Origin of the sequence: Streptomyces sp. NPDC052042 (genome assembly GCF_044548345.1) — a bacterium.
GTDB lineage: Bacteria > Actinomycetota > Actinomycetes > Streptomycetales > Streptomycetaceae > Streptomyces.
Genome location: NZ_JBIUBU010000010.1, coordinates 131,060 through 157,150, shown reverse-complemented (window position 1 = coordinate 157,150; position 26,091 = coordinate 131,060). Strand labels below are relative to the sequence as shown.

Annotated in this window: 19 protein-coding genes, 1 tRNA gene, 1 pseudogene and 1 CRISPR repeat array; of the genes and pseudogenes, 7 read left to right on the top strand and 14 right to left on the bottom strand. The window is 71.0% G+C overall.

Annotation, left to right across the window (positions count from 1 at the left end; all coding sequences use genetic code 11):
- Positions 1–151: 151 nt before the first annotated feature.
- The 8 genes and pseudogenes from ACIHCL_RS18735 to ACIHCL_RS18700 all read right to left on the bottom strand — a co-directional run bounded on the left by ACIHCL_RS18735 (position 152) and on the right by ACIHCL_RS18700 (position 12,421).
- Positions 152–1,711, bottom strand: coding sequence for a phage tail sheath family protein (locus ACIHCL_RS18735; protein WP_399863017.1), 1,560 nt, complete (start codon positions 1,709–1,711; stop codon positions 152–154).
- Positions 1,712–2,211: 500 nt separating this feature from the next.
- Positions 2,212–4,473 (bottom strand): serine/threonine-protein kinase, encoded by a 2,262-nt coding sequence (locus ACIHCL_RS18730; RefSeq protein ID WP_399863015.1) that lies wholly within the window; start codon positions 4,471–4,473, stop codon positions 2,212–2,214.
- A 34-nt stretch (positions 4,474–4,507) separates the two neighbouring features.
- Positions 4,508–4,883: pseudogene (locus ACIHCL_RS18725) on the bottom strand (cytochrome P450); the annotation flags it as partial.
- 86 nt (positions 4,884–4,969) lie between these two features.
- Entirely contained in the window at positions 4,970–5,803 is an 834-nt protein-coding gene (locus ACIHCL_RS18720; protein ID WP_399863013.1) for an alpha/beta fold hydrolase, read from the bottom strand.
- 348 nt (positions 5,804–6,151) lie between these two features.
- Positions 6,152–8,197, bottom strand: a complete 2,046-nt coding sequence (locus tag ACIHCL_RS18715) for an ATP-binding protein (protein ID WP_399863011.1) — start codon at positions 8,195–8,197, stop codon at positions 6,152–6,154.
- Positions 8,194–9,171, bottom strand: coding sequence for a DUF4255 domain-containing protein (locus tag ACIHCL_RS18710; protein ID WP_399863009.1), 978 nt, complete (start codon positions 9,169–9,171; stop codon positions 8,194–8,196). Before ACIHCL_RS18710 ends, ACIHCL_RS18715 begins: the two co-directional genes overlap by 4 nt.
- Before the next feature lie 166 nt (positions 9,172–9,337).
- Positions 9,338–11,257, bottom strand: a complete 1,920-nt coding sequence (locus tag ACIHCL_RS18705) for an HYR domain-containing protein (RefSeq protein ID WP_399863007.1) — start codon at positions 11,255–11,257, stop codon at positions 9,338–9,340.
- A 537-nt stretch (positions 11,258–11,794) separates the two neighbouring features.
- Positions 11,795–12,421 carry a response regulator transcription factor gene (locus tag ACIHCL_RS18700; protein ID WP_399863005.1) on the bottom strand — a complete coding sequence of 209 codons (627 nt, stop codon included), beginning with the start codon at positions 12,419–12,421 and terminating at the stop codon, positions 11,795–11,797.
- A gap of 362 nt (positions 12,422–12,783) precedes the next feature.
- Here ACIHCL_RS18700 and ACIHCL_RS18695 point away from each other — a divergent pair, with 362 nt between their 5' ends.
- Positions 12,784–14,157 carry a hypothetical protein gene (locus tag ACIHCL_RS18695; RefSeq protein WP_399863003.1) on the top strand — a complete coding sequence of 458 codons (1,374 nt, stop codon included), beginning with the start codon at positions 12,784–12,786 and terminating at the stop codon, positions 14,155–14,157.
- A 223-nt stretch (positions 14,158–14,380) separates the two neighbouring features.
- Here ACIHCL_RS18695 and ACIHCL_RS18690 read toward each other — a convergent pair whose 3' ends face one another.
- On the bottom strand, positions 14,381–15,310 hold the full coding sequence (locus tag ACIHCL_RS18690; protein ID WP_399863001.1) for a DUF4157 domain-containing protein: 930 nt from the start codon (positions 15,308–15,310) through the stop codon (positions 14,381–14,383).
- 777 nt (positions 15,311–16,087) lie between these two features.
- On the opposite strand from ACIHCL_RS18690, the gene ACIHCL_RS18685 reads away from it, so the two are divergent.
- Both ACIHCL_RS18685 and ACIHCL_RS18680 read left to right on the top strand, forming a co-directional pair.
- Positions 16,088–16,384, top strand: coding sequence for a type II toxin-antitoxin system VapB family antitoxin (locus tag ACIHCL_RS18685; RefSeq protein ID WP_072488263.1), 297 nt, complete (start codon positions 16,088–16,090; stop codon positions 16,382–16,384).
- Between the two features lie 274 nt (positions 16,385–16,658).
- Entirely contained in the window at positions 16,659–17,252 is a 594-nt protein-coding gene (locus ACIHCL_RS18680) for a LytR C-terminal domain-containing protein (RefSeq protein ID WP_399863209.1), read from the top strand.
- Positions 17,253–17,418: 166 nt separating this feature from the next.
- Here ACIHCL_RS18680 and upp read toward each other — a convergent pair whose 3' ends face one another.
- A complete protein-coding gene (upp, locus tag ACIHCL_RS18675) occupies positions 17,419–18,054 on the bottom strand; it encodes a uracil phosphoribosyltransferase (RefSeq protein WP_399862999.1) in 636 nt (211 codons plus the stop codon).
- 475 nt (positions 18,055–18,529) lie between these two features.
- Here upp and ACIHCL_RS18670 point away from each other — a divergent pair, with 475 nt between their 5' ends.
- From ACIHCL_RS18670 to ACIHCL_RS18655, 4 genes are all read left to right on the top strand, one after another.
- Positions 18,530–18,751: a hypothetical protein gene (locus tag ACIHCL_RS18670; protein WP_399862997.1), complete on the top strand. Its 222-nt coding sequence runs from the start codon at positions 18,530–18,532 to the stop codon at positions 18,749–18,751.
- 187 nt (positions 18,752–18,938) lie between these two features.
- Positions 18,939–19,490 carry a hypothetical protein gene (locus ACIHCL_RS18665; RefSeq protein WP_399863206.1) on the top strand — a complete coding sequence of 184 codons (552 nt, stop codon included), beginning with the start codon at positions 18,939–18,941 and terminating at the stop codon, positions 19,488–19,490.
- A gap of 9 nt (positions 19,491–19,499) precedes the next feature.
- Positions 19,500–20,021, top strand: a complete 522-nt coding sequence (gene tadA, locus ACIHCL_RS18660) for a tRNA adenosine(34) deaminase TadA (RefSeq protein WP_399862995.1) — start codon at positions 19,500–19,502, stop codon at positions 20,019–20,021.
- A 45-nt stretch (positions 20,022–20,066) separates the two neighbouring features.
- Positions 20,067–20,154: transfer RNA gene (locus tag ACIHCL_RS18655), tRNA-Ser, on the top strand.
- Between the two features lie 200 nt (positions 20,155–20,354).
- Positions 20,355–22,884: direct repeats of the CRISPR family, unit length 29 nt; unit sequence GTGGTCCCCGCGCGTGCGGGGGTGGTCCC.
- Between the two features lie 304 nt (positions 22,885–23,188).
- On the opposite strand, the gene ACIHCL_RS18650 is transcribed toward ACIHCL_RS18655, so the two are convergent.
- The 4 genes from ACIHCL_RS18650 to ACIHCL_RS18635 all read right to left on the bottom strand — a co-directional run bounded on the left by ACIHCL_RS18650 (position 23,189) and on the right by ACIHCL_RS18635 (position 25,570).
- Positions 23,189–23,326 (bottom strand): hypothetical protein, encoded by a 138-nt coding sequence (locus tag ACIHCL_RS18650; RefSeq protein ID WP_399862993.1) that lies wholly within the window; start codon positions 23,324–23,326, stop codon positions 23,189–23,191.
- Positions 23,327–23,688: 362 nt separating this feature from the next.
- Positions 23,689–23,877, bottom strand: coding sequence for a hypothetical protein (locus tag ACIHCL_RS18645; protein WP_399862991.1), 189 nt, complete (start codon positions 23,875–23,877; stop codon positions 23,689–23,691).
- A 151-nt stretch (positions 23,878–24,028) separates the two neighbouring features.
- A complete protein-coding gene (locus ACIHCL_RS18640; protein WP_399862989.1) occupies positions 24,029–24,238 on the bottom strand; it encodes a hypothetical protein in 210 nt (69 codons plus the stop codon).
- A gap of 99 nt (positions 24,239–24,337) precedes the next feature.
- Positions 24,338–25,570, bottom strand: a complete 1,233-nt coding sequence (locus ACIHCL_RS18635) for a helix-turn-helix domain-containing protein (protein WP_399862987.1) — start codon at positions 25,568–25,570, stop codon at positions 24,338–24,340.
- Between the last annotated feature and the right edge of the window lie 521 nt (positions 25,571–26,091).

Here is a 26,091-nt window from a genome sequence, read left to right as displayed (position 1 = left end):
CATACCGCTCACTCCGCCCCTACCGTTGGGGACGCTCGGTGCCGTCCACGCCTCCGGGGCCCATGGCCGCGAACCATCGGCCGTGCCGCCGCCGTCGGCGTCGCCAACGTCAACGCCGACGCCGACGCCGACGCCGACGCCCCGGGCAGGATCATTCGTCGACGCCGCCGCTGCCCTCGCTCAACTGCGAGAGGCGGAAGACGACGAACTCGGCCGGCTTGACCGGCGCCACCCCGATCTCGCAGACGACCTGGCCCGCGTCGATGCTCTCCGGCGGGTTGGTCTCGCGGTCGCACTTGACGTAGAACGCCTCCTCCGGTGTGAGCCCGAACAGGGCCCCCTTGCGCCACTCGTTGACCAGGAACGCCGAGACCGTGCGCCGGATACGGGCCCACAGGGCATCGTCGTTCGGCTCGAAGACGACCCACTGCGTACCGGCGAGGATCGACTCCTCCAGGTAGTTGAAGAGGCGTCGGACGTTCAGATAGCGCCAGGCCAGGTCGGAGGCGAGTGTGCGCGCCCCCCAGATCCGGATGCCGCGCCCGGGGAAGGACCGGATGCAGTTCAGCCCGATGGGGTTGAGCTGGTCGTGCTCGCCCTTGGTCAGCTGCGTCTGGAGCGCGATCGCCCCGCGTACGACCTCGTTGGCCGGGGCCTTGTGCACCCCCCGCGATGCGTCGTTGCGCGCCCACACCCCGGCGACGTGACCGCTCGGCGGTACGAGTCGCGCCCGCCCCGAGGGGGCGTCGGCGACCCGGATCCACGGGTAGTAGAGCGTGGCGTACTTGGAGTCGAAGTTGGCCCGGTCGGTGCGCCAGACGCGGATCTGCTGCGGGGTGAGCCCGGGCGGCGGGTCGAGGATGGCGACGCGGTCCCCCATCAGCTGGCAGTGGGTGATGATCCCCTGCTGTACGGCGATGACGGACTCCAGGTCCAGCAGTCCGCGTTCGTACGCGCTCATCAGATCCGGGACGGCGACCGTGGTGACCTCTTCCACCGCTTCGAGGCCCCCCAGTCCGGTACGGCGGTCGGGATCGCCGACGTACACCCCGGGGCTCAGCGCTCCGGTTCCGGTCGGCGCGGGCGCGGCGGGGGCAAGGACGACGGTCTGCGGTTCGGGCCGGGCAGGGGCGGCACCGTGTCCCGACTCCCGTATCTCGATCAGCTCCGACGTGGCGTTGACGCGGGTGGCGACGTTCTCCTTGCTGCGCTTGGTCGTGACGCCGGGGTACGTCTCGGCGACCTGCCCGTCCCGCTTCACGATCAACTGGAACACGTCGGAGGGCGGATCGTCTCCCTCCGCGTCGGCCACTTCCACGGTGATCTCACCGGCCGCGCCGGGGCGCGGCTTCACCGCGTACGGTCCGAGCCGGGTCTCCGCCCCCGGGGGCGACTGCCCGGCGACCGCGCCGACCGCGTTCCCCGCGTCCTTCGTCGAGGGCTCGGTGCCGTCGCCGACGCGCACCACGTAGCAGACACCACCGCCGTTGGCGAAGAACCCGTGGACCGCGGAGGCAAGATACGTACCGTCGACGACATCACCGAACGTGGCCGTGAACTGGCTCCAGTTGGTGATCAGCGTCGGCTCGTCGAACGGGCCCTTCTGCGCGAAGCCGACGAGGGCGGCGACCGAGGTGCCCACCCCTTCGATGGGCCGGGACCCGGACTCGATCTCCTCGACATAGACGCCCGGTGACAGGTACGACGGCATATGAGCTTCTCCTTGGCCGGGGAACGCCCGCCATTCTCGTGACAGCCGCGATCACCGGGAACGGACGCGAGGCCGCCCGCCCGTGCACCGGCGGCTGCCCGATCAGGCAACACAGCAGCCTGTACATGCCACCGTGCTCTGCCCGATGACCGGTCCCGCGCCCGTCGTTCGCGTTCTCCCCTCGCCACACCCTGGGACCGCGACAGGGTCGTCCCAGGCCTGGGCGCAGGGCTTTCGCCGGGTGAAGGCGGAGGTCGACGGCAAGGTCCCGGATGGCAAGGAGAAGTCCGCCGATGACACCGCCACCGCCGCCAAGGCCCCGCCCGGCAGCTCGACCGCCGCGGAAAGACCCGTCACACGTGTCGATTCCCGGCAAGCCCGAAGTCTCCGCCGGTTGCCTCCCACGTACGGATGACGTGAGGTGCTACGAGGGCCGCGAGCCCTGGCCGGTGGGGCGAATCGCCTTGGCCCTGCACCGGGCCAAGGACTGTCCCGTGGTGTCAGCAACCCCGCACTCTTGGCTGCTCCGGTGCCCCCGAACCCAGCAGTTCGTAGAGGTGCTTGTCGTACAGCTTCTTCCACGTGTCGCCCGTCAGGGTTTCCTTCAGCGCGGTACACATCTCTTTGTCCAGCCGTGATTTCGAGTCCTTTTCCGGGCGGCGCATGGCGACGCCCCATTCCTCCACACCACCCAAGTTGTCCAGCATCATGACTTTGCCCCGGTTTTCCTTCTCCTTGGCGAAACCCGCCAGGATCACATCGTCCGTACTCACCGCGTACACCGTGTTGTCCGGGTCCTCATCCTGCAACTCGGCAAGGCACTTTGAGTACGATGCGTAGCTCTTCACGGTGTAGCCCAACTTGCGGAGGACGGCCGGGTACGTGGAATCCGTGGCGGTGCACACCGAGGCCTTCGCATCCTTGAGGTCTTCGGGGGTATCGAACTTGTCTTTGTGCTTCGTGCGAATCAGGAAACCCCTGCCGGCTCGATAATAAGGGCCGACCATAAGGATCCGATCGTCTGCCTTTTTGCCTGCTGTTCCTGTCTCGTTCGGGTCGTCAACACTGATGCTGTACGTGGCGAGAACGAGGTCCACCTCGCCGGTCAGCAATTTGCTTTCGCGGTTCGACGAGGTCACCTCATGAAATACGACGTCGTCCTTGTCGTAGCCCATCTTCCCGGCCAACTCGTAGGCGAGGTCGATCTCGAACCCTTCGTACGTGCCGCGCTTCTGACCGTCGACCGTGCGAGTGCCGGTCCGCTTGCTCAGCCCCGGCTGGTCCCTCTTGACACCGATGTCCAGGGTGCTGTGCCCGTCATCCTTGAAGAGCAGGGGAGCGGGTGCCTTGGCCTCGGGCCCGGGTGCTTCGGGTTCCCCCTGGGACCGTTCCCAGGCGTACCAGCCCACGCCACCCAGCAGGCCCATGCACAGCGCCGTCGCCAATACCGCCTGCCGTGCCCTGCTTCGCTTGAGCGGTGCCGGGTCGGCCGCCGATGCACCGGGCTGCGAGGAAGGGGACGCCGGGGGCGGTACCAAATCGGGACCGAAGGCGGGGGCTGCCGATTCGGCGGAAACGGGGGGTACGGGGGTGGGGGGCACGGAGGACGGCACCGAGGAGGGGCCGGAAGCGGGGGAAACGGGCGGTGGCCCCGACAAGGGTGCGGACGCGGGTTCGGCGGCCGGTTCGGCGGCCGGGGGAGCGGCAGGCGGGGGCATGGGCGTCGAGTACATGGGTGGCGTGTACAGCACGGGCGAGTCGTTGGTGACCGCCAGGAGCATCTCCTCGACCTGCGCGGCGCCCGGGCGCCGGCCGGGGTCCTTCTGCAGCAGAGCCTCGATCACGGGGCTCAGCGGTCCGGCGTACCTCATGGGCCGAACCGGCGAATCGCGCACGGCAACGTGGATCTCCAGCGGGGCGATCCCGGGGAAGGGCGACCGGCCCTCGACCATCTCGTACAGAGTCACACCCAGCGACCACAGGTCCGAGGCGGTTGTCGCACCCCCAGGTCGCCCCGGGGCAGGACTGACCAGCTCGGGCGCGATGTACATCGGGGTCCCGATGACCTCGTGCATCCTGGTCACCTGCACGGCACCCTCGAAGGTCGCGATGCCGAAATCCATCAGCAACGCACGCCCGTCGGGGCGGAAGAGGACGTTGCCCGGCTTCACGTCACGGTGCAGCACCCCCGCTTCATGCACGGCACGCAGACCGCGCAGGACCTGTAGCCCGATCCGGGTGGCCTGCGGCACCGGAAGCAGCTGCTGCTCATGCAACAGGTCGGCGAGCGAACGGGCGTCGAGAAGCTCCATCACGATCCAGACCTGACTGTCCGCCTCGATCACGTCGTGCACCGACACCACGTTCTGGTGCCCGATCCTGGCGATGGCCTGCGCCTCGCGCCGCGCCCGCTCGACCCAATGGGTCTGTGTCCGGGGGTCCACAGCCCCCCGGTAGAGGAGCCCCTTTACCGCGACCTGCCGGTTGAGGCGGGTGTCCAGGGCCTCCCAGACGACGCCCATCCCACCGCGGCCGAGGGGACGCTGCAACACATATCGGTCGGCGATCACAGTGTTCGGTTCCCTGGCCGCGTCCGGGCCCGGAGCTTTGGGCCGGGAATCCTGCGGCGCGGGGAAACCGGGGCCCGCGTGCGCACTGTTGTGGGCGCCCTCCCGTGCTCCGCCGCTCTCAAGATGCACGCCGGGCCAACTGTCGGCGGCGGGCCCCTCGGAACCGTCGCCGGCCATTCCCTCGCTGCGCATGCGGACCCCTGTTCTCTACTCGGAATCTTTCAGGTTAGACCGTCGACCAGGGCTGCGTGAGGCCTCTGTGGTTGTTCAGAGCAGACGCCCGACGAGGCGTCACGGTTCCTTGTGCTGCGGCTGGTTGTGGGCTGCTGGAGTGAACGCCGGCGAGCCGGAGAGGTCCGGCGGGCAGGCCGCTGCACACCCCGTAGAACACCCTCGGTTGCAGGCGGGCGAAGTGGGCGCCCAGGCAGACTGGGGGGGCCGTCGCCGAAGGAGGGGCAGGGGTTGGGGGTTCGGGCGAGGTCCAGGGTGAACGGGTCGGGGAAGACGCGTTCGCCGGGGTGGGCCGAGGCGTGGAAGACGACCACCTTGTCACCGGACCGGATGCGGGTACCGGCGAGTTCGGTGTCGCGGGCGGCGGTTCGGCCCACCCGTCGCCCTGCCCGTCGATCCGGCCGTCGGCGTGCCCGTCGCCCTGCGCGTCGATCCGGCCGTCGGCGTGCCCGTCGCCCTACTCGCCGGCTTGGCCTTCGGCTCGTTCGTCGGCGCGGTCTCCAGTTCGGCCGTCGGCTTGGTCATCGGCGCGCAGGAAGTCTTCCACCACGCGGATCAGGTCGAGGGGGGCCTCGTCCATCGCGTAGTGCCCGCACGACGGCAGCTCCACCAACTCGGCGCGCGGATACCAGCGCATCCAGGTGGCGCGCTGCACCTCGGCCGACAGCGCCGGGTCCAGCGCGCCGACGACGGCCAGGGCCGGTACGGGTGAGCCCTCGATCCGGTCGTGGAAGTCCTCACCGGCCCAGGAGTCCAGCCAGACCCGGAACGCCTGCGCGTCGCTGCGTTCGAGTGAGCGGCGCACCATGCGGTCCAGCCAGGCAGCGGGACGTCGGCCCCCGGTGGTGGTGTCGAGGATGGCGCGGCGGTTCGCCGGGGCATCCGCCGCCCCGGCGAAAAGCCCCCGCTGGTCGGGCGGGAACGGCACGCCGGACGCGGGCACGGGTGAGACCCCCACGAGTCTGCGCACCCGGTGCGAGGCCGCGGCCAGCGTCCGCTGGGCGACGGAACCGCCCATCGAGTGGCCGATCAGCGAAAACCTTTCCCAGCCGAGCCGGTCCGCCAGCGCGAGCACATCCGCGGCGCCCCCGGCCGTGGTGTACGGGCCGTCCGCGTCCCTGGCCTCGCCGTATCCGCGCAGGTCGACCATCGCGTACTGGAACGATCCGAGGTCGAGGTCCGGCAGCACCGGGTCGTAGGCCGAGCGGTCGGCGAGCCAGCCGTGCACCGCGATCACCTTGTGCGGGCCGTCGCCGTGCAGTGCGTGGGGCAGGACAGGCGTTGCGGTCACACGTACTCCCGTCACGGTACGGAGCCGGCCGGCCTGGCACCGGTCGGTGCTGACCACGGTGGCGACAACTCCGGGAGCGCGCAAGGGCCCAACTCGCCAAAGGCCCGAGCAGATCAACCGACGCCCTCCGCCGCCACGGTCGACGGTGCTCCTCACATCGGATCCCGCATACCTGGAACTGCCGAGCGGTGGCCGGATGCGGATCGTCAGGGCCCGACCGCCGGAGCCGTGAGACCTCCCGCGTCCCGCACCTCACGTCGGCGGTTCCCCGGGACCTCATACCGGCGGCTCCCCGACGCCTCACGCCAGCAGCCTCCAAGCGCCTCAGCCCAGCAGCCTCCAGGCGCCTCAGCCCAGCAGCTCCAGGTACGGCCCGAACTCCGACGCCAGCGTCAAACGGCCCAGTTTCTGGTATTCGCGCTGGATCGCGTGGATGAGCGTCGGCATCGTCACCGATTGGTCCGTGTCCGCGGCCAGATAGGCGGCCGTCACCGCGATGGAGCGGATGTTGCCGCCCGCCAGCTCGAAGTTCTCCGCGCAGAAGGCGAGGTCGAGGTCGGTACCGCGCGGGAGCACGGGGCCCAGGCATCGCTCCCAGAGAACGAGGCGCTGTCCGGGGTCCGGGACCGGGAAGTCGACGACCAGGTCCAGGCGGCGGGTGAAGGCGTCGTCGAGGTTGGCCCGGAGGTTGGTGGCCAGGATGGCCAGGCCGTCGAAGGACTCCATGCGCTGGAGCAGATACGCGCTCTCGACGTTCGCGTAGCGGTCGTGGGCGTCCTTCACGTCCGAGCGCTTGCCGAAGATCGCGTCGGCCTCGTCGAAGAGGAGAACCCCGTTCACCCCCGCGGCCTCGGAGAAGATGCGTTCCAGGTTCTTCTCCGTCTCCCCGACGTACTTGTCGATCACCGTGGCCAGGTCCACGGTGTACAGGTCCAGGCCCAGGTCGGCGGCGATGACCTCGGCCGACATGGTCTTCCCGGTGCCCGAGTCGCCCGCGAAGAGGGCCGATACGCCCCGGCCCCTGCCGCCGCCGGGGCGCATGCCCCACTCCCCCAGGACCCGGTCGCGGTGGCGGGCGCGGGCGGTGAGTTCACGGAGCTGGGCGTGGGTGTCGGGCGGGAGGACGAGGTCGTCCCAGGTGACGGACGGTTCGATGCGGCGGGCCAGCCGGTCCAGGCCCGCCGCGTTCTGGGCGCGGGCGCCGTGCCGGACGTGGTCGGCGGTGAGGGTCCCGCCTTCCAGATGGGTGGCCTGGGCGGCGCCCCGGGCGGCGCGGGTGATCTGTTCCGGGGTGAGGAGGAACGGGGCGAGCAGCCGCTCGACGTCCACGGTCCCGGAGATGGGAGCGCCGGACCCGTCCTCGTAGGCGTCGGCCCAGAGGGCGGTCCGGGTCGCGGGCGCCACCTGCGGAGCGTGCAGAAGGAGCGGCGGCGCGGCGGACCAGGCCGCGTCCCAGGGGGACCGCCCCACCAGGATCGTGGGGACCGGGGTGCCGGTGAACAGCCGGAGAAGCCCCGGATGCTCGCGTGAAAGGGCGTCGAGCGGGGCGCAGACCAGGCCGGCACCGGTCAGCCGGGCCTCGCGGACCAGGGAGCGGACCGCTTCGGCGGGCGCCGGGTCCTCGGCCAGCCTCACCAGGTCGAGGCCAAGAATCCGGTGGCCGGCGCGGGCCAGCGCGGTGGCGGCGAAGGCGGTGCCCGCACCGCCCTGGTCCTCGCGGAGATAGACCAGTGGGACGCCGTGGGCGAGGGCCCGGGCCAGCGGGGCGGGGTCGCCGACGCCCGGGACGGGACGCCAGGGGGCGAGCAGGTCCGCCAGCCGGGGGTCCGGCGCGTCGTCGCCCAGGAGGTGGGCGGTCACCCGGTCGGGAACGCGTAGCGCGCGACTCAGAAACGGGCGGTCCGGGTCCTCGGCCAGCAGCAGACGCCCTTCGCGGAGCGGCGCACGGGCTGACAGCCGACCGCGCGCCATCTGGTCCGCGGGGGACAGCCCGCACAGGCCCAGGGCCAGGCCGATCGATGGGCGGCGGCGGGTGACGTCGTCGTTGAGATAGCCGTAGAACGCCTCGAAGCGGTCGTCCAGATCCGGGACGAGCGTGATGAGCAGGATCTCGACATCAAGAACGGTCAGCCCGAAGCGATCCGCCAGGGCGGTGAGCCGGGACGGCCCGGTCGGCGCCTCGTCGTGGTCCGGAACGGGGGACGGGAAAGCACGCGCCTCCTTCGAGTCCAGCAGGCGCATGATGGTGTCGTCCGTGAGGTAGAGACCGCGAAAGTCGTCGTCCGGAGCCGGGTCGGCAAGCTGCCTGGCCTCCACCGCTCGCCTGATGCGCTGCTCCACCGCGGCCGCGCGGGCCAGGAGATGGCGCAGGCTCGCGTCGTCCTCGGCCGTCATGGAGTGCCGTCCTCCGCGTCGTTCTCCACATCGTTCCCCGCGTCGTTCCCCGCGCGACTCCTCCGGTCACGCTCCAGGCCCCTCCCCCGGTCATGCTCCAGGTCGATCCCCAAGTCAGCCGCCGCACCGGCTGTCCCGTCCGCCGTACCAGTTCCCCGGTTCTCGGCGATGCGGAGCGAAAGACCGTGTCGGCGGCCCGTGCCGGAGTTCCGTCGACCGTCCGACCGGATGGGGGTGCCGCCCGACCTGCTCGAGTCACCGCCCGACCTGCTCGGGGCAGCGTCCGACCGGATCCGGTCGTCGTCCGGTGCCGATCGTGCGGGCCTGCCCGGCCGGCCCCCGTACAGCGGGAGCCGGCCGCGCCCCGGCATCGGTTCCGAGGGCGGCTCGCCCCGCTCCGGCATGTCCCCGAATCGGGCCTGCACGCCCTCGTCCCCCACCGGCGGTCCGGCCGCGTAGCTCGGCGACGCCGTCACCGGCACGCTGACCACCAGATCCAGCGACGGCTTCAACTCGCCGCCCAACGCGCTCCACACATCGGCGAACGAACGGTCCTCCGGTGGCGGCAGTGCGATCGACATCGGCACGGCGGCCCCGATCTCGGCCAGGGTGCCCGTCAGCCGTTCAGGGGGCAGCGCCTCGTAGCTCAGCAGGCAGCCGAGCAGGGATGCGAGCAACCGGTGCTCGTCCTCCGGGCGCTTCGTCCACGCCGTGATCAGATACGACAGTTTGAAGAAGCGGGGCGGGCGGCGGCGTGCGACGATCGTGCCGCGCTCGTCGTATTCGTTGTGCAGACCCCGCTCGCGCCTTCGCATGTCCTCGCGAATGTCGTAGAGATAGAGATTGACCATCGGTGAGTTGACCTTCGCCGCCCACTCACGGGTCGGGGCATCGAACACCACGGCGATCTGGCCGCCTTCGAGTACCTCCGCCCTGATCAGAGACCGCAGTACGTCGTCGACCTCGTGGATCATCCGCTCTCCCCCGTACCGGCCGCCAGGCTCACCAGCTCACCGAGTCGCCCGACACACTCGCCCCTGCGCCCGCCCGCGCTCGTACGGTCACCGGCATGCGTACAACCGCCCGCATGCGTACGGTCAGCACACATACAGCCACCCGCGCTCATACGGTCGCCCGCGTTCATGCGCGCCCCGCGAAGTCCGGTGGCTGAAGGTTCCGTTGGACTACAAGGACCGGTTTCTGCAGACGATCGATGTCGCGGGTGTCCACACGCAGCTTGCGCGGGCCCAGCTTGTCCTTGCGCAGGACCGGGATCTGGACCTCGAAGGTGCCGTCGCGGCCCACGACCACGGTGGAGATCTCCGCGTTGATCCCGATGTTCCACGTGAAACGTACGGACTGCCCCGGCGGATAGTCCTTGCCCCGTGCCAGCACCACCTGACCCGGCTTGACGACCTGCGGGGTGACGGTCAGCGAGGGCTTCAGAACGCGCAGCCGATCGGCATCCTGGTTGTCGGCCGTCCGGCGGTCGGGCAGCGTGCCGCGCACACTGGCCCGTACATCACCGGTGATCGCCGCCCGATACGTCGCGGTCTGCGCCACCTCGATGCGGCCGCCGGCCGGGATGGTGCAGGGCTTGGCGGTTGTGCACCGGGTCAGGGCGGCCAGGGCGCGGTCCTTCGCCTTGGACGGCTTCGGCCAGGCCGAGCCGAGCACCACGCCCGTCGCCGCATCCGGGCCCGCATTGGTGACGATGAAGCGGGCGCGGGCGGGGCGTCCGGTGTATGTGCGGTCGGGGCGGACATCGACCTTCACCGCCACGTTCGCCGAGGGCGGCACGGGGGCCTCCAGGACCTCGATCCGTGCCGTGTCCGTACCGGTGTTGCCTGCGGAGTCGGTGGCCGAACACGTCACGGTCGTGACGCCGACCGGGAAGAGCGAACCCGAGGGCGGAGTGCACGTCACCGGGAGTGCACCATCGGTGGCGTCCTGGGCGGTGGCCTCGTAGGTGACCCGCGCGCCCTTCTCGTCCTTGGCCCGGACGATCAGATCGTCCACGGTGACGACCGGGGCGTCGATGTCGTTCACGTCGATGTTGATCTGCTCCGTGAAGTCCGGATCGGCCGCCGCGGCCGGTCCGATCGTCTCCGCTCCGGGTGCCTGTGTCCCCATCAGGAACTGGACGGTGCAGCTCAGCCGGGTGCCCTGCGGGGCATCGGCGGCGACATCGATGTTCTCCGCGAAATGTGCGGTGTCCCCGCTGGTGAGCTGCTGAGTGGGCGGGTCGAGACTGACGGAGAGGCGCGGATCACAGTCCTCCAGGCGATAACTCACGTTGGTGGGAAGGTTGCTGAATCCGGCGATGATGGCGTCGACCACGTCATTGCCCTCGATGCCTTCCAGCATCCGGCCATTGGTGGCGGTCACCAGGCGCTTGGCCTGGTCCGGCGGGTGTGTGTCGTCGTGGTACGGGGGCCGATGCCCGTTTCCGTTGAGGCCGTCACCCCGGTCACTGGTCAGGTCGACGGCGATCAGGCGCGCTCCTGCGTCCTCCAGGGCGAACCGGGCGTCGTTGAACGACCTTCCGTTGCTGGGCTCATGGCTGGACGCGTCTCCGACCAGTACGACGACGGGGCTGGAGTCGGGTCGGAACACGGTCTTCCCGTCACCGCCGTTGGCGAGCCTCCACAGCGCGTAGAGCCAGTCCTCGGACGGGCCCTTGCTGTAGTCGCCCATGTCGGCCTTGAGCTGGTCGACGCCCGTCTGCACCGCGTCCAGGTCGTAAGTCAGACCCTGCAGCACCTTGAAGCCGGCATCGGGGTCGACTTCCTGGTCGCCGAAGGTGGCCACGGCGAAGCGGGAGTCCTGCTGCTCGTCGCGGATCGCCTTCGTGATCTCGGGAATGCGTTCCTTCACCCGCTGGATGGGCACCTCCATGCTGCCCGTACCGTCCACCAGCAGGATCACATCGGGACGTGGAGGAATCCCGGGTGTGACGACCCTCTTGTCCACGCCCGTGGAACCACCCGGGTCCACGGCGTCGGTGAACACCGCGGGCGTGACCCACGGCTCGGGCTCCCCCACCCGCGGCTCTCCCACGCCCGACTCTCCCGCCCCCGGCCCTCCGACCCGCGGCTCTCCCGCCCCCGGCCCTCCCGGGCCCACGGCCGAGCCGGGCGCGATGCCGGTGGCCAGAAGGATCAGCACCAGCGCGGGAACGCGGATCAGAACGAGGGCCCTGCGTGAGACGGAAGGCAAGAATCGTGCGGTGGCCGCAGGTGCGGTCCCGGTTCCGGCTCCAGCCCCGGCTCCCGGGCCCGTCCACGAACGCGGCCGCGACTGCGACCCGAACCGCGGCCACGGCCATGACCGCGACCACATCGCCCACCGCAGCGGCTGGAACCAGCGCACGAAAGCCCTCCCCCACCATCCGGCCGACCCGGTGTCCGCACGCCACGGTCCTGTACGGGCACCCGCCCCGCAGTGGTGCGTGAGCCACATCTGCGGGAAGCCCCCGCTGCCCTTTCGGGCAGTCACCCCATCCGCCGACGGGGCCTCTGCCGGATTCAGCCTCTGCCGACCGCGCCTTTCCTCGGACCCACCGGTCCTCGCCGGATCCGGTCCGTGCCGAACGGCTCAGATCAGCCCTTGGCGCATCGCATAGGCGACGGCATGCGACCGGTTCCGCAGCTGCAGCCGCGTCATGACCGAATGCAGCACGTTCTTGATCGTGCGCTCGGAGTAGGCCAGCTTCGTCGCGATGTCCGCGGTGTCGTACCCCTCCGCGACCAGGCGCAGCACATCCACCTCCCGGGCCGCGAGACCGGTGAAGTGCAGGCCCCGCGGCCCGAGCACCTGCCCCTGAAGGCGACCGACCTCCTCAAGGAGGCGTCCCAGCAGGTCGGAAGGGAGGTGCCCCTCGCCGCGCGCCACCGTCCCGATGACCTGCACCAGATGTTCCGGCGTCGCCTCGGCCCGTCGGACCACGCCGGCGACACCGCACTCCGCGGCGCTCACCAGTTTCTGCTCGTCGATGTCCGTGGTGACGAGGACGGTTCGTGTGGTGCTGGTGCGCTGGATATGGCGCAGCGTCGTCAACACCTCGTCGTCGACCGTGTCCACGACGACGACCACGATCTGGGGCGAGGCATCCCCCTCCGCCCACTCCGTCACGCTGACCTCGGGCCGGGCCCGTAACTGACTCGCCACGCCCGCCTGTGAGATCGGGTCCTGGGCCCGTAACGCGACAGTGGTTCGCTCCATGGCAATGCTCCCCCCTGGACAACAGCCGGTGATACCACGGCGAACACAACCATCACGGCTGTTTCGTATGAGTCGCTCGATTCGCGTGGATCACACAATGCGCGCGAATCGGCTGAACATTTGACTCGCTGAACGCTCGGCTCACGGAACGCTTGTCTCCTGAGCGCCTGTCTCACCGAACACTCGGCTCACTGACCGCTGCTCGGCTCACTGACCGCTTGACTCGCTCGTTCTGAAGCGGTCAGACGATTCCCCCGCTCACCTACGGGTAAACAGGAGAGTCGTCACGGGCACGGAATCTGCCCGGAAGTGTTCCTCGGCGGCCGGTGCCCGTGTTCAGGGCCGACCCTACGGTTCGCCCTATGAGTCTCACGGCAAGCCTCGACGATTCATCCGTCATTGCCGCACCGGGCGAGGAAACGGCCGTCCCACTGCGGATCCTCAACTCCGGCAGCACTGTCGAGGAATACCGCTTCGAGGTGGTCGGTGCGTGTGCCGCCTGGTCGACGGTGGAGCCCGCGGCCCTGTCCCTGTACCCGGGCGACTCCCGAACGGTCTCGCTCGTGCTGCGCCCGCCCCGGGACTCCACCGTGCCGGCCGGGGAGACGCCCTTCGGGGTCCGGGTGGTGCCCACCAGCGAGCAGGGCGACACGGTGGTGCCCGAGGGACGGGTGACCGTACCGCCGTTCACCGAGACGACGGCCGAGCTGGTGCCGCGCGGTTCGAACGGCGCATGGCGCGGCAGCCATCAGATCGCCGTCGACAACCGGGGGAACGCTCCGGCCACGGTACGGCTGGAGACGCGGTCCGGCACGGACCGGGCCCGGATCTCCTTCGGGTCGGACACCCTGCGGATCGAGCCCGGTCGGGCCGCGTTCGGCAAGGTACGGATCCGGCCCGCGAAGCGCTTGTGGCGCGGTACGCCGGTCGCACATCCCTTCCAGGTGGTCGCCACCGCGGAGGTGACGAAGGGCCAGGATCCGGCCGCGCCGGTGGTCCTGGACGGCTCGTACCAGCAGGACCCGATCCTGCCGCGCTGGCTGCCCAGGGCGCTGATCACCGCGGCCGTGCTGCTGATCGCTCTGGTCGGCCTCTGGTACGCGCTGCTGCGGCCGGCGGTGAAGTCGGCGGCCAGGGAAGCGATCACTCCGGAGGCCGTACGATCCGCCGCCGCGGCAGACAGGAGCCGGACCCAGGATCCGGATCAGGACACCCCGGCCGGGACCGGATCGGGCGCGGACGGCTCCTCCTCGGGCGCGGGCAGCGGGGCGAACGGGGGTGCGGCCCAACCCAGCCTCTCGCCGGGTGACGGCACTTCCGCCGGCACCTCGGACGGAGCGGGCGCCGCGGCCCCGACCAGTGCGCAGGTGCAGGTCAGGGATGCGGTGGGCGGCGGCGCCAGCACGTCGACGGCCCTGCAGGTGCCTGCGGGGCACACCTTCCAGCTCACGGACATCGTGGTCCAGAACCCGCAGGGCGACGCGGGAACGCTCGTGGTCTCCTCCGGCCGGGACACGCCCGTGCTCCGGCTCGCACTGGAGAACTTCCGGGACTCCGACTACCACTTCGTCACACCGATTCTGGTGCCCGCGCGCGGCAAGGTCACCATGACCGTCAACTGCCGGAAGGTGGGCAAGCCGGTGAACGCGCCGACGCCCTCACGATGCGCGGAATCACTGTTCCTCGGCGGCACGATGCGCACGAACGCCACCGGCGCCTCGGACGGCACGAACTGACCGGACGACACGAACCGAACGATGCGGACCGAGCAGCGTGAACAGAGCGGCGCGGACCGAGCGGCACAGACTGCACGACACGGACTGAACGACACGGACCGAGCGGCACAGACTGCACGACACGGACCGACGGCCCGAGAGGCGCTCGGAACGGAGCGGCTGGCGCCTCTCAGACGCACGCAGGATCTCGCGGCTTCCCCACGGCGTTCGGGGCCCGGCCCGGTCAGGAGGGGGACGTCTCTTCGTCCTCCTCCTTCTTCTCGGATCCCTCCTCCGCCCGCTGGACGAACGAGCCCTGCACGTCGGCGGGCTCCTCGTCCTCGTCCTCCGTCGCCGCCCGCTGCACGGCGGGTGCCACAACCGGTGCCGGGGCCGGGGCCGGCAGCACATCCACGGCCGGGGCCGCGCCCGTGCCCGTGGCGTCGGCCGCTTCCACGCCCGCGGTCGCTTCCGTAGCCGCGGTCGTATCCGGCCCCGAGACCGCTTCCGGGGCGGGTGCCGGGTCAGCCAGCACCCGGTCGGCATTCGCGACGGCCTCCCGCTCGAACCGGTCGGACGGATCGCTGACCCGGATGCCTCCCGGCGCCTCGGTACCCTCCACCGGCCCATTGCGCTGCTGGATGACATGGGTGAGCTCATGGGCCAAGGTGGTCCGGCCCTGCGGCGAGGACGGATCGTACGCATCGCGTTGGAACACCACGTTGTTGCCGACGGTGTACGCGTGGGCCCCCACGCCCTTCGCCGATTCGTGCGCGGCGGAGTCGGTGTGCACGCGTACGTCGGAGAAGTCCGCGCCCATGCGCCGTTCCATGTCCGCGCGGGTTCCGGCGTCCAGGGGCCGGCCGCTTCCCGACGAGATGACGTCGTGCACGGGAGAGCGTTCTTCCTCCTCCTGCCGCTGGAGCTCCCGCCGTTGAAGCATCGAGCCCACGGCGCTGTTGCCGACCGCTCGCTGGAGGACGCCCATCCCGCGAGCCCCGACCACGTCGGTCCGCCCGGTGGCCGCCGCCCGGAAGACGCGCGAAGTGTCGACCGCATCCGTGTCCTCGGGCGCCCTCGACGCGGGCACGGCCTCGTCGCGCTCCCGCCGGGACGCGTGCCCTTCGCGCTCGGGGTCGTGCTCGTGGTCCCAGTCCAGTGCGTGCATCGTCATCTCCCCTGCACCACGCCCGGGTCGCGGGCGCGTCGTGATGGCCCCACCTCTCCACCTTCATGGCGTGTCACCACCGCGTCCAGACCGGACTCCGCCGCCGAAGGGCACCCGAGGCTGCCTCTTCGGGCAGCCCTTACAACGTCCCTCGGCCCATCAGCGGCCGTGGGGCGCGCAGCGGGGTCGCGGCGACCGGCGTCGGCGCCCCGGTCTCGTCCGGCACCGTGTTCACCACCTCTCCGATACCGAGGCCACGGATCAACAACTCCTCCAGGCCGTCCCGGAGCAACTCACCCGGATCAAGGGCAGGCCCGAACGGCGTACCCGGCCACGATCTCCCGCAGGTCCGACGGCAGTCCCACGGCACGCCTACCCAGTGCCTCGCCCCACCCCCGGGCCCCCACCACGCACCGGCGCCTCGCCCCACTCCGAGCACTCACCATTCGCCCGACGCCACGTCACCCTTCGAGACCTCACCACTCGCCCGACTCCTCACCCCACTCCGGGACGCCACCACCCGCCCGGCGCCTCGCCCCACCCTGACTGTTCCGACGCCACGTCACCCTCCGGCGTCAAGTCCGCGCCCGTGCCACCACCCTGCCCCGGGCGGACACCCGCGTCCGTACCGCCTCCGGCACCCACATCCGCGCTGCGGCCTGTGCTGTCACCGTCGCTCGCCACAGCCCCAAATCCGGAATGCCCGCATTTACGACACCCCGCAAGCATCACGGTCCGACCTCGTGGCTACGCCCAGAGGCTCTTGCCCGGTAGGCTTTCCGTGTGATCTTCAAGCGCATCGGAAATGGGCGGCCATATCCCGACCACGGCCGGGAAAGCACCCGGCAGTGGGCGGACGTCGCGCCGCGCCCGGTCCGCCTCGATCAGCTGGTGACCACCAAGGGCAACCTGGACCTCGAAACCCTCCTCGCGGAGGACTCGACGTTCTACGGTGACCTGTTCGCGCACGTCGTGAAGTGGCAGGGCGACCTCTATCTGGAGGACGGACTGCACCGCGCCGTCCGCGCCGCGCTGCAACAGCGCCAGGTGCTCCACGCCCGGGTGCTCGAACTCGGCTGAGAACGAAGCGGGCTCCTCGCAGACAACCGCATGCCCGGCGGGCCCGCCCTCAGCGGGCCGCGCATCCCCCGCGACGCCGCGTCACACCACATCGCAGTGGCGCCGCGCCGCGGATTTGTCGGGCCCACCGACAGCCTCCGGCCACGTTCGGACGCGTGTCCGCCCTCGTTCGGGTGCATTCGTACACGGACGGCTGCGATCCATTGATCATCTAGTAGGCATCCCCATCGGGCAGCACTACGCTGCGTTCATGAGCATGCTCACTCCCCCCGGCATGGGCGGAAAGTACCGCATCACGGGTGACAAGTACCCGCGTATGCGCCGCCCCCGGCGTCGCGGCAAACTGATCCTCGCTGCCACCGCCTCCGTGGTCGCCCTCGGGCTGGCCGGATGGGGCACGATGCAGCTCATCGACGTCTTCACGGGCGGCGACAAGAAGGCCAGTGCCGCCGACCACAAGAAGGACTGTCCGTCAGCCACGCCGACCGCCCCCGCGAAGGTGCTGCCCTCACCTGCGAAGATCACCGTCAACGTCTACAACGCGACACCGCGCAGCGGCCTCGCCAAGCAGGCGGCCGACGAACTGAAGAAGCGCGGCTTCAACATCGGCAAGGTGGAGAACGCCTCGCCGGAGTACGACAAGAAGGTCGCCGGGCCCGGAGTGCTGCTGGGCGCCCCGTCCGCCACGAACGGCTCGCTCCAAGTGCTCGGCACGCAATTGGACGGGGCCGTTCCGAAGACCGACGCCCGCAAGACGGCGGACGTCGATCTGATTCTCGGTACGAAGTTCACGGCCTTCAACACACCTGGTTCGGCCGCTGCCGCACTCGCCGCCCTGACAAAGCCGTCCCCAGCGCCCTCCTGCTGACGCCCGGCCGGAAGGCCCTGCGCCCGGCGCCCGGCGCCCGGCAGTCGACCCCTGGCGGGTGGCACTCGGCACCCGGCAGGTGGCACCCGTCCGGGGTCCAGAATCGGACCCGGGACCAGGACGGACGGATCGGCAGACCAGGGGGGCACAGCCGACAGGCCGGGTCCTAGTCGACCGTGCCGTACATCCGGTCACCGGCGTCACCGAGGCCGGGGACGATGTAACCGTTCTCGTTGAGCCGCTCGTCGACCGAGGCCGTGACGACCCTCACCGGCGTACCGGCCAGCTCGCGCTCCATCACCTCGACGCCCTCGGGCGCCGCGAGCAGCACGACCGCGGTGACGTCGTCCGCTCCGCGCTTGATCAGTTCCTTGATGGCCGCGACCAGGGTGCCACCCGTCGCCAGCATCGGGTCCAGCACGTACACCTGGCGTCCCGAGAGGTCCTCCGGCATGCGGGTCGCGTACGTGGACGCCTGAAGCGTCTCCTCGTTGCGGATCATGCCCAGGAAGCCCACCTCGGCGGTCGGCAGCAGTCGCACCATGCCGTCGAGCATGCCGAGGCCGGCCCGCAGGATGGGTACGACCAGCGGCCGCGGATGCGACAACTTCACGCCGGTCGTCAACGTGACCGGTGTCTCGATATCGACCTGCTCGGTGCGCACGTCCCGGGTGGCCTCGTAGGCGAGCAGGGTGACCAGCTCGTCGGCGAGCCGCCGGAAGGTCGGGGAATCGGTGCGCTTGTCGCGCAGGGTGGTGAGCTTGTGCGCGACCAGTGGATGGTCGACGACGTGGATCCGCATGGGCTCAACAGTAACCGGGCCCTCAGCACGGCTGCGCTGGCATCAACCACACGTTCGGGGGGAAGGTGGTTGCACACGAACCCAGCCTTGGGGTGATGAGCCGATGCCGGACGCGGAAGAGCGCAAGCGGGACCAACCGAATCCGGGCGGCCCAGACGCACAGCGCACACCGAACGCGCGGAACACACCGACCGCACCGACCGCACCGACCGCACCGACCGCACCGACCGCACCGACCGCACGGAACCAGTCGACCGCACCGGACACGCCTCCCCGCCGGAACACCGCGCCCCCACCGGACTCCCGGAAGCCCGTGAAGCCCCAGAAGCCCGGGAGTCCGCGCAAGCCCCAGGAACAGCGGGCACCACGTCGGCCGCAAACCGCCCGGACCCCGGCGAAGACCGCGGACCCCATAGGCCCGGCCAAGCCCGTGGCCTCAGCGGAGCCCGTGGACCCCATAGAGCCCATAGACCCCATGGACCCGACAGGCCCCCCGGAAACCACCGAAAACGTGGAAAGCTCGGAAAGCGCGGCCATTGCGGACCCCGAAGAGGCCGAGGCCACGCGGCGCAGGCGGCGCGCCCAGTTCCTGCGCGAGCTCCATGAGGCCAAGGCGCTCCGCGACCGCGTCCAGCCGCGCCGGGCCCGGGCGGCCCGGATGCGTCAGGCGATGAGGATGCGGACCTTCCGCTGGTAGGTCGTACGGCGGTCCCCCGTCCCCCTGGTGGCCCCGTCCGGGAGAACTGATGGCCGACGCAACGGCCGAACTCCTCTCGTGAGGCACTTGTTTCTGCCACGATTCCGATGGGCGGGACGCAGGGCAGCCGGGCCACCGACTGCCCTCCCGCCGGACCGACACCCCTATGACCAGTGGGAGAGTCACGGTGTATTTCGCCGCACTGCTCGCGCGCACCGAAGACGGGTGGGAAGCGAGCGATACGGAACTCGACGACGTGGAGACCCTGTCCGACCTGACGGATCTGGCCCGCGAGGCCTCGGCGGACGAGGACACGGTGCTCGTCTTCATCGAGCAGGAGGACGCCTGGTTCGGCGTCATCCGGGTGGACGGTGAGGACGACCCCCGTATCTTCGTCTCGGACGCCACCGCCGCCGCCCGATCCTCGTACGGGGAGATCCTGCTCACCGACGAACTGCTCGGCCGCGAACCCGGGGCCGACGACACCATTGCCGCCCTCGAAGAACTCGTCAGCCTCGACGGTACGGAGGACGGCGAACCGGACACCACCCCCGACAATGACACCGACGATGACGACGTACTCGACACCGACGCCGTACCGGCGGGGCCGCTCGGGGACACCGCCATCCTGGCCGACCTCGGTCTTCCCGAGGCCGAACTGCTGATGCTGCGCACGGACGCGCTGGCGGAGATCGCGGACGCGCTGGGCGCGGCCGAGGTCCTGGAGACCGTCCGCTAGGGTCCGCGGGTGATCGAAGCACCCCGCCCGCAAGGCCCGCCGGAACCGCACCACCCGGCGGAAGACCCGCACGATCCCGTACGAGACCCGTGGCGGGCGCACATGCGCCACGCCCTGACCGAGGCCGACGCGGCGGCGGCGGCCGGCGACGTGCCGGTCGGCGCCGTCGTCCTCGCGCCCGACGGCACGCTGCTGGCCGTCGGCCACAACGAACGCGAGGCGACGGGCGACCCGACCGCCCACGCCGAGATCCTCGCCCTGCGCCGCGCCGCCGCCGCACTCGGCAAATGGCGGCTGACTGGCTGCACCCTGGTGGTCACCCTGGAACCGTGCACGATGTGCGCGGGCGCGTTGGTGCAGTCCCGCGTGGACCGGGTGGTCTACGGAGCGCGCGACGAGAAGGCGGGCGCCGCCGGTTCGCTCTGGGACGTCGTCCGCGACCGCCGCCTCAACCACCGCCCGGAGGTGATCCAGGGCGTCCTGGAAACGGAGTGCGCGGCCCGCCTGACGGCCTTCTTCCGCACCCCCTGAGAACCGATTTCTTTCCACGGCCCCGCATGGTCTAAGCTCTCTCTCGGTAGCGTGTCCGAGCGGCCGAAGGAGCTCGCCTCGAAAGCGAGTGTGGGGAAACTCACCGAGGGTTCAAATCCCTCCGCTACCGCCATCGACGCCCTCCCGCCCTGTGGAAACACAGAACGGGAGGGCGTTCGCATTACCGAAACCGCACCCCCCCCGGCGCAGCGGCAGCCCCACGCCCCCGCGTACGCACTGACGCCACGCCACCCAAGACAGGGCGATATGTCCGAATCTCGGGAAGTAAGTAAAAACAGGCCCTGCCCCGCATAAACCAGCAGGTCAGGAACTGTGGTCCCCGCGCGTGCGGGGGTGGTCCCACCTGGGCGCAGTGCCTGATCGTCCTGGCCACGTGGTCCCCGCGCGTGCGGGGGTGGTCCCTCTTCCTCGCGGCCGCCGCTAAGGTCGGCCCAGTGGTCCCCGCGCGTGCGGGGGTGGTCCCGGGAAGCGCCGGGCGCGCAGGGTCATCAGGGCGTGGTCCCCGCGCGTGCGGGGGTGGTCCCGTAAAAAAGGCCCTGCCGCCGGCGTCTCGCCGGTGGTCCCCGCGCGTGCGGGGGTGGTCCCGAGCTGGAAAGCGAGTTCCCCCAGGAGCAACCGTGGTCCCCGCGCGTGCGGGGGTGGTCCCTCCCCATCCCGCTGCAACCACTTGCAGGAATCGTGGTCCCCGCGCGTGCGGGGGTGGTCCCGCGTCGGACCGTGGACTTGGCGGCACGGTGACGTGGTCCCCGCGCGTGCGGGGGTGGTCCCGGCGGTCGCCCATGCGTCGGCCAGCGCGTCCCGTGGTCCCCGCGCGTGCGGGGGTGGTCCCTCTTTGCGCTCGATGTGCACTGGCCAGCGACCGTGGCCCCCGCGCGTGCGGGGGTGGTCCCACGATCGTCGGGGTACCCGAGTTGATCGCGGAGTGGTCCCCGCGCGTGCGGGGGTGGTCCCTCAACAAGCGACGGCGCGTCGACCTCCGGGCCGTGGTCCCCGCGCGTGCGGGGGTGGTCCCTGGTCGGCCCACAACCGCAATTCGGTGGGGGCGTGGTCCCCGCGCGTGCGGGGGTGGTCCCTGGTCGCGGGCGCGTGCTGACAATCTCAGCATGTGGTCCCCGCGCGTGCGGGGGTGGTCCCTGGGCCCGTCCCAGATCCCGCTGGAGACGTTGTGGTCCCCGCGCGTGCGGGGGTGGTCCCCGGCCCTGGACGCGCTGGACAAGGACGATTTCGTGGTCCCCGCGCGTGCGGGGGTGGTCCCCGGTCGAGCGCCGTACCGGCGTCCTCCGCGTCGTGGTCCCCGCGCGTGCGGGGGTGGTCCCTCGACTACGTCCGGCGATTCCTTGAAGCAGACGTGGTCCCCGCGCGTGCGGGGGTGGTCCCAGCTCTGGACGCCCTGCGCCGACGGCGCGGCCGTGGTCCCCGCGCGTGCGGGGGTGGTCCCCGCGGAATTGCTGCCGTCCTTCACGAGTCGCAGTGGTCCCCGCGCGTGCGGGGGTGGTCCCCGTAAAACCGTGCGCACCGTCCTGAGCGCGTGGTGGTCCCCGCGCGTGCGGGGGTGGTCCCTTCGCGGCGACCGTGCGCCACGCGAAGCCGAAGTGGTCCCCGCGCGTGCGGGGGTGGTCCCTGACTCCGACGGGAGATCTGGAGCTGTACTCCGTGGTCCCCGCGCGTGCGGGGGTGGTCCCCTTGCGAACACGAGCAGGGCCGGGGCCCACGAGTGGTCCCCGCGCGTGCGGGGGTGGTCCCCGCCGGTCGACGAGGGTGATATCAGCGGGCCGGTGGTCCCCGCGCGTGCGGGGGTGGTCCCTGTCCAAGCTGACGTCCTCGGACCGGGGCTACGTGGTCCCCGCGCGTGCGGGGGTGGTCCCGACCGCCTTCGTCTTGAAGCTCACCGAGGACGGTGGTCCCCGCGCGTGCGGGGGTGGTCCCCTCGACCCGGCCGGCGGTGAACCCGCGGCCGTTGTGGTCCCCGCGCGTGCGGGGGTGGTCCCAGGGCCGGACACGGCGCCTGGGGCCCCGTGCAGTGGTCCCCGCGCGTGCGGGGGTGGTCCCGGCGGGTGGGTGTCGCCCTGCCCACCGGTTGGGTGGTCCCCGCGCGTGCGGGGGTGGTCCCGGCGTGGGTGACGCCCTGATCCGTCAGCCGTTGTGGTCCCCGCGCGTGCGGGGGTGGTCCCGTCCCTCAGAGCCTCCATCAGCCGCCTGCGTAGTGGTCCCCGCGCGTGCGGGGGTGGTCCCTCGACCTGGTCGGCGTCGAGGTCGCCCGGCATGTGGTCCCCGCGCGTGCGGGGGTGGTCCCGCTGTTCGGTCCGACGACGGCGAGCACGCAGGGTGGTCCCCGCGCGTGCGGGGGTGGTCCCAGAGGGTTCCAGCGGCACCCGCGGTGCGACTGGTGGTCCCCGCGCGTGCGGGGGTGGTCCCGAACACGATGGCCGACAGCGACGCCAAGCCACGTGGTCCCCGCGCGTGCGGGGGTGGTCCCGTGACGGTGGAGCTGTACGGCGGACCGCTGGAGTGGTCCCCGCGCGTGCGGGGGTGGTCCCGCCGGGTCGTCGGCCAGCCCGACCGCGCGGGCGTGGTCCCCGCGCGTGCGGGGGTGGTCCCTCAGCATTCATCACGCAATACGCCATCGTTTTGTGGTCCCCGCGCGTGCGGGGGTGGTCCCAAGGGCCTCTCGTACGCGAACGGTGGGATCCGGTGGTCCCCGCGCGTGCGGGGGTGGTCCCGCGGTGATCCACGCGTCGTGCTGAACGCCGATGTGGTCCCCGCGCGTGCGGGGGTGGTCCCAGCGTCCGGCGGGGTGCTCTGCGGGGGTCTGGGTGGTCCCCGCGCGTGCGGGGGTGGTCCCGCGTTGCTGAAGCAGGTGCTCCGGCGGGTCGTTCTCGTGCGGACGGACGGTGCCGCATGGGTCGAGGCCCACCCTGTGTGGGAGCCTGATCCCTGGGCCGCGACGGAGGTCGCAGCCACAACGTAGGAGCATGTTTTGTGCACAGTGACCACGAGCACTGTGTGTAAAGCATTGCGCTGCTGATCTGCGGTGACGCACTCAGCCCCGCAGGAGCATCCTGCGGGGGCCGACAACTCTACTGCGCGGGGTCTCCGCAGAGGGTCTTCCCGTGGCCGGGGCGCGATCACCGGCCACGGACGGGGGATCAGGCGTCTCCCTCCAGCTCGGTGAGCACCCGCTCGGCAATCCTGGCTGCCTCGGCGGCGGCCTGAAGAGCGCCGGGCTCCTCGTGGGGTGCGAGCGGCTGCGGGGCGGCCGGGGCGTTGTCGTCGGACTGGGGCATCGTTCTCGCTCTCTCTGTTCGGTTCTCGCAGTCGGCGGCCCTGGCTGGCACACGGAGGTTGGTGCTCGGCCGGGGCCGCCGTGTCCCGCCGCACGGGCAGCGGGGGCCCGCTCCGCTATGTCAGTCCCCACCGGGCCCGGAGCGGGAGTCTCAGGGGCTACGGGGCGTGCGCCCGCCGTCCGCGCAGCACGGCCCGGTCCATACCTCGGTGTCGAGGTTGTGGGCGCCGAGCCGGTCGCGGATGATGCCGACGCTGACCGTGCCGGTGGTTAGGGGATTCCTGCACCAGACGCAGGCACGCCCGGCGACCTGGTCCCACGTCAGCGTTCGCGGATCGGGGAGTGGGCGCCTGGTCGGCACGGTCACGACTGCTCGTCGTACGGGCGTAGGCGGCGCTGCTCCCGGCACGGGGCACACGCGTACAGGGCGGTTCCGGGGCCCGAGCCCTGCTCGATGATGCTGACCAGGACCGCGGTTCCGGACGGGCCCTTGTGCCAGTGGCACCACCCGGTCCCAGCGGCCATCGGGGTCTGCGCCGGGCGGCTGGTCACCGCTGCCCGCCCTTGCACCGGTCGCATTTACAGGCGGGGTACGCCGATCTCTGGGTCGGGGCCTTGAGGGGAACGACTGCGGCTTTCGGACGGATGACCTGCGTCCGGCCGTGCCGGTCGACTTGGTACACCTTGATCGTCATGGTCGCCATCACGCCACCACGAGGGCGGGGCCGTTGAGCAGCGTGGTCAAGGTGTCGCGGAGCGCCTCGGCCTCCGCCCGGGACAGGACAAGCGGCACCTCGGCTTGCAGCTCGTCGAGGGAGTAAAACGCCACCGGGACGCGCACCTCGCCCGTACTCGGATCGTGCTGCGGCATCGCGGCACGCTGCGGTGAGGCGTGCCAGGACGTGACGGACATGGAGGAGCCCCCTACGTCGATCGGTTGGTGGGCGATCACGGTAGAGGGCTCGCGGAGCAGGTAGGGGGACGAACTGTCCCCCTGTCCCAGGTTGTCCCCTCATCCAGTGGCGATGCCGACGGCGGCGGCGAGGTGGCTGGCCTCGCCGCGGAGGGCGCGCGGGGCTGTGCGCCACAGGTCCGATGCGACCGTGCGGGCGGACGGGGTGAACGCCACGGTCTCCGCTCCGATCTCGTGTGCGATCTTCATGACGTGGAGCGCTGCCGTGTGGTCCCCGCGCTGGAGATGCCCGCGGGCGACCTCTACCCAGAGGCGGGCGCGACGCTCAAGGGACGGCATAGCATCCGGGTCGATGTCGTCGGCTGCACCGAGCGCCCGCCCGGCCTTCTTCAAGTCGACATCGACCGACACCGCGTGAAAGTCGACGTTCGCCCGGCCGAAGACCGTGGATGGGTGCACGTACGAGGCGGGCAGCGACTTCGCGATCTGGTCGCCCTTCCCCCAGTACCGCCAGGCGTCGCCCTCCCGCCCCTCGCGTGCGGCCGTCACCGCGGCGTGAAGCTGGAGGGCTCCGTAGATGCCCCGCCAGTCGTCCGGCGTTCCGTCGAGGTGGGGGCGGATCAGGTCGGCGGCCTCGTCGACGACGCGCAACGCCTCCTCCGGGTAGCTGGTTTCCCGCAGGATGTTGCCCATGTTCCAGGCGCTCGCCGCTATGGCCGCGGGCTGGTCGGCATCCTGCGCAGCCGACAGTGCACGGTCGGCCACCACCCACGCCAGCTCGGCCGGGGCGATGTACGCGGTCGCCTGCCCGGTCAGGCGGTAGATGTCGGACAGCGCTACCAGGGCGGCTCGGCGCTCTTCGCCGTCGAGCGTGCGCACGGCGGTCTCGCCGTCGCGAATCAACGCGGGGAGCAGAGCCCCGACCTCGGTCCGGTTCCGGGCAGAGGTGTGCCACAGCCGCCACGTCTGATCTGCCCGCCCCTGAAGCACGGCGGGAGAGACGGGCCCGGTGGCCGGAGCCGCGAGACTCCGCGTCATGACCGCAGCCCAGATGTCTGGCATGACCGGGTGAGAGAGGCGGCCGAGCGGCACCGGCTGGGCGGGACCGGTCTCGGTGCCGGTGATGACCGACAGGTCGGACACCTGAAGCGCAGCGGCGAGCTTGAGCAGCAGGGTGTGACTCCGGAGATCCCGTTCGCCGGTCTCGATCTTCTTCAGCCAGTCCGGGCCCCGACCGCACAGCTCCGCCAGGACATGCCGGGTCATGCCTCGTGACTCGCGTAGGACTCGGATTCGTTCGCCAGTGCTCAAATCTGATGCGGGGTGGGTCATGGGTCCCCTCCGTCGGCGCGGTCGGTTCCGTCAGCGTACGGGCGGGCGGCATATCGGGGGAGGCCGAGGGCGACGACGGCTGATCCTGAACGCACGAAACCGCCCCTCCCCGCGCGCTGCGGGAAGGGGCGAAACGTGGTCCCCGCGCGTGCGGGGGTGGTCCCGCCTCGGCAGTGTCGTAGTCGCGACGCCAGAGGTGGTCCCCGCGCGTGCGGGGGTGGTCCCAGTTCCGTTGGCAAGCCGCCCGCAACCACCCAGCCAACGAGCCTCCGCAGCCCCGTCTCACACCCACCCGCCCTGATCGAGCACAACACCAGTGGGCAACCGTGGTCCCCGCGCGTGCGGGGGTGGTCCCTACCGGAGCAACCAGGTGATCCTGGACTTCGCGTGGTCCCCGCGCGTGCGGGGGTGGTACCGGCGACCTCACCGAGGGCAAGGGCCACGTCGAGTGGTCCCCGCGTACGCGGGACGCACCCGTGCTGCGATCAGCGACCTATCAATCACGTTTTGATCAAGATCGA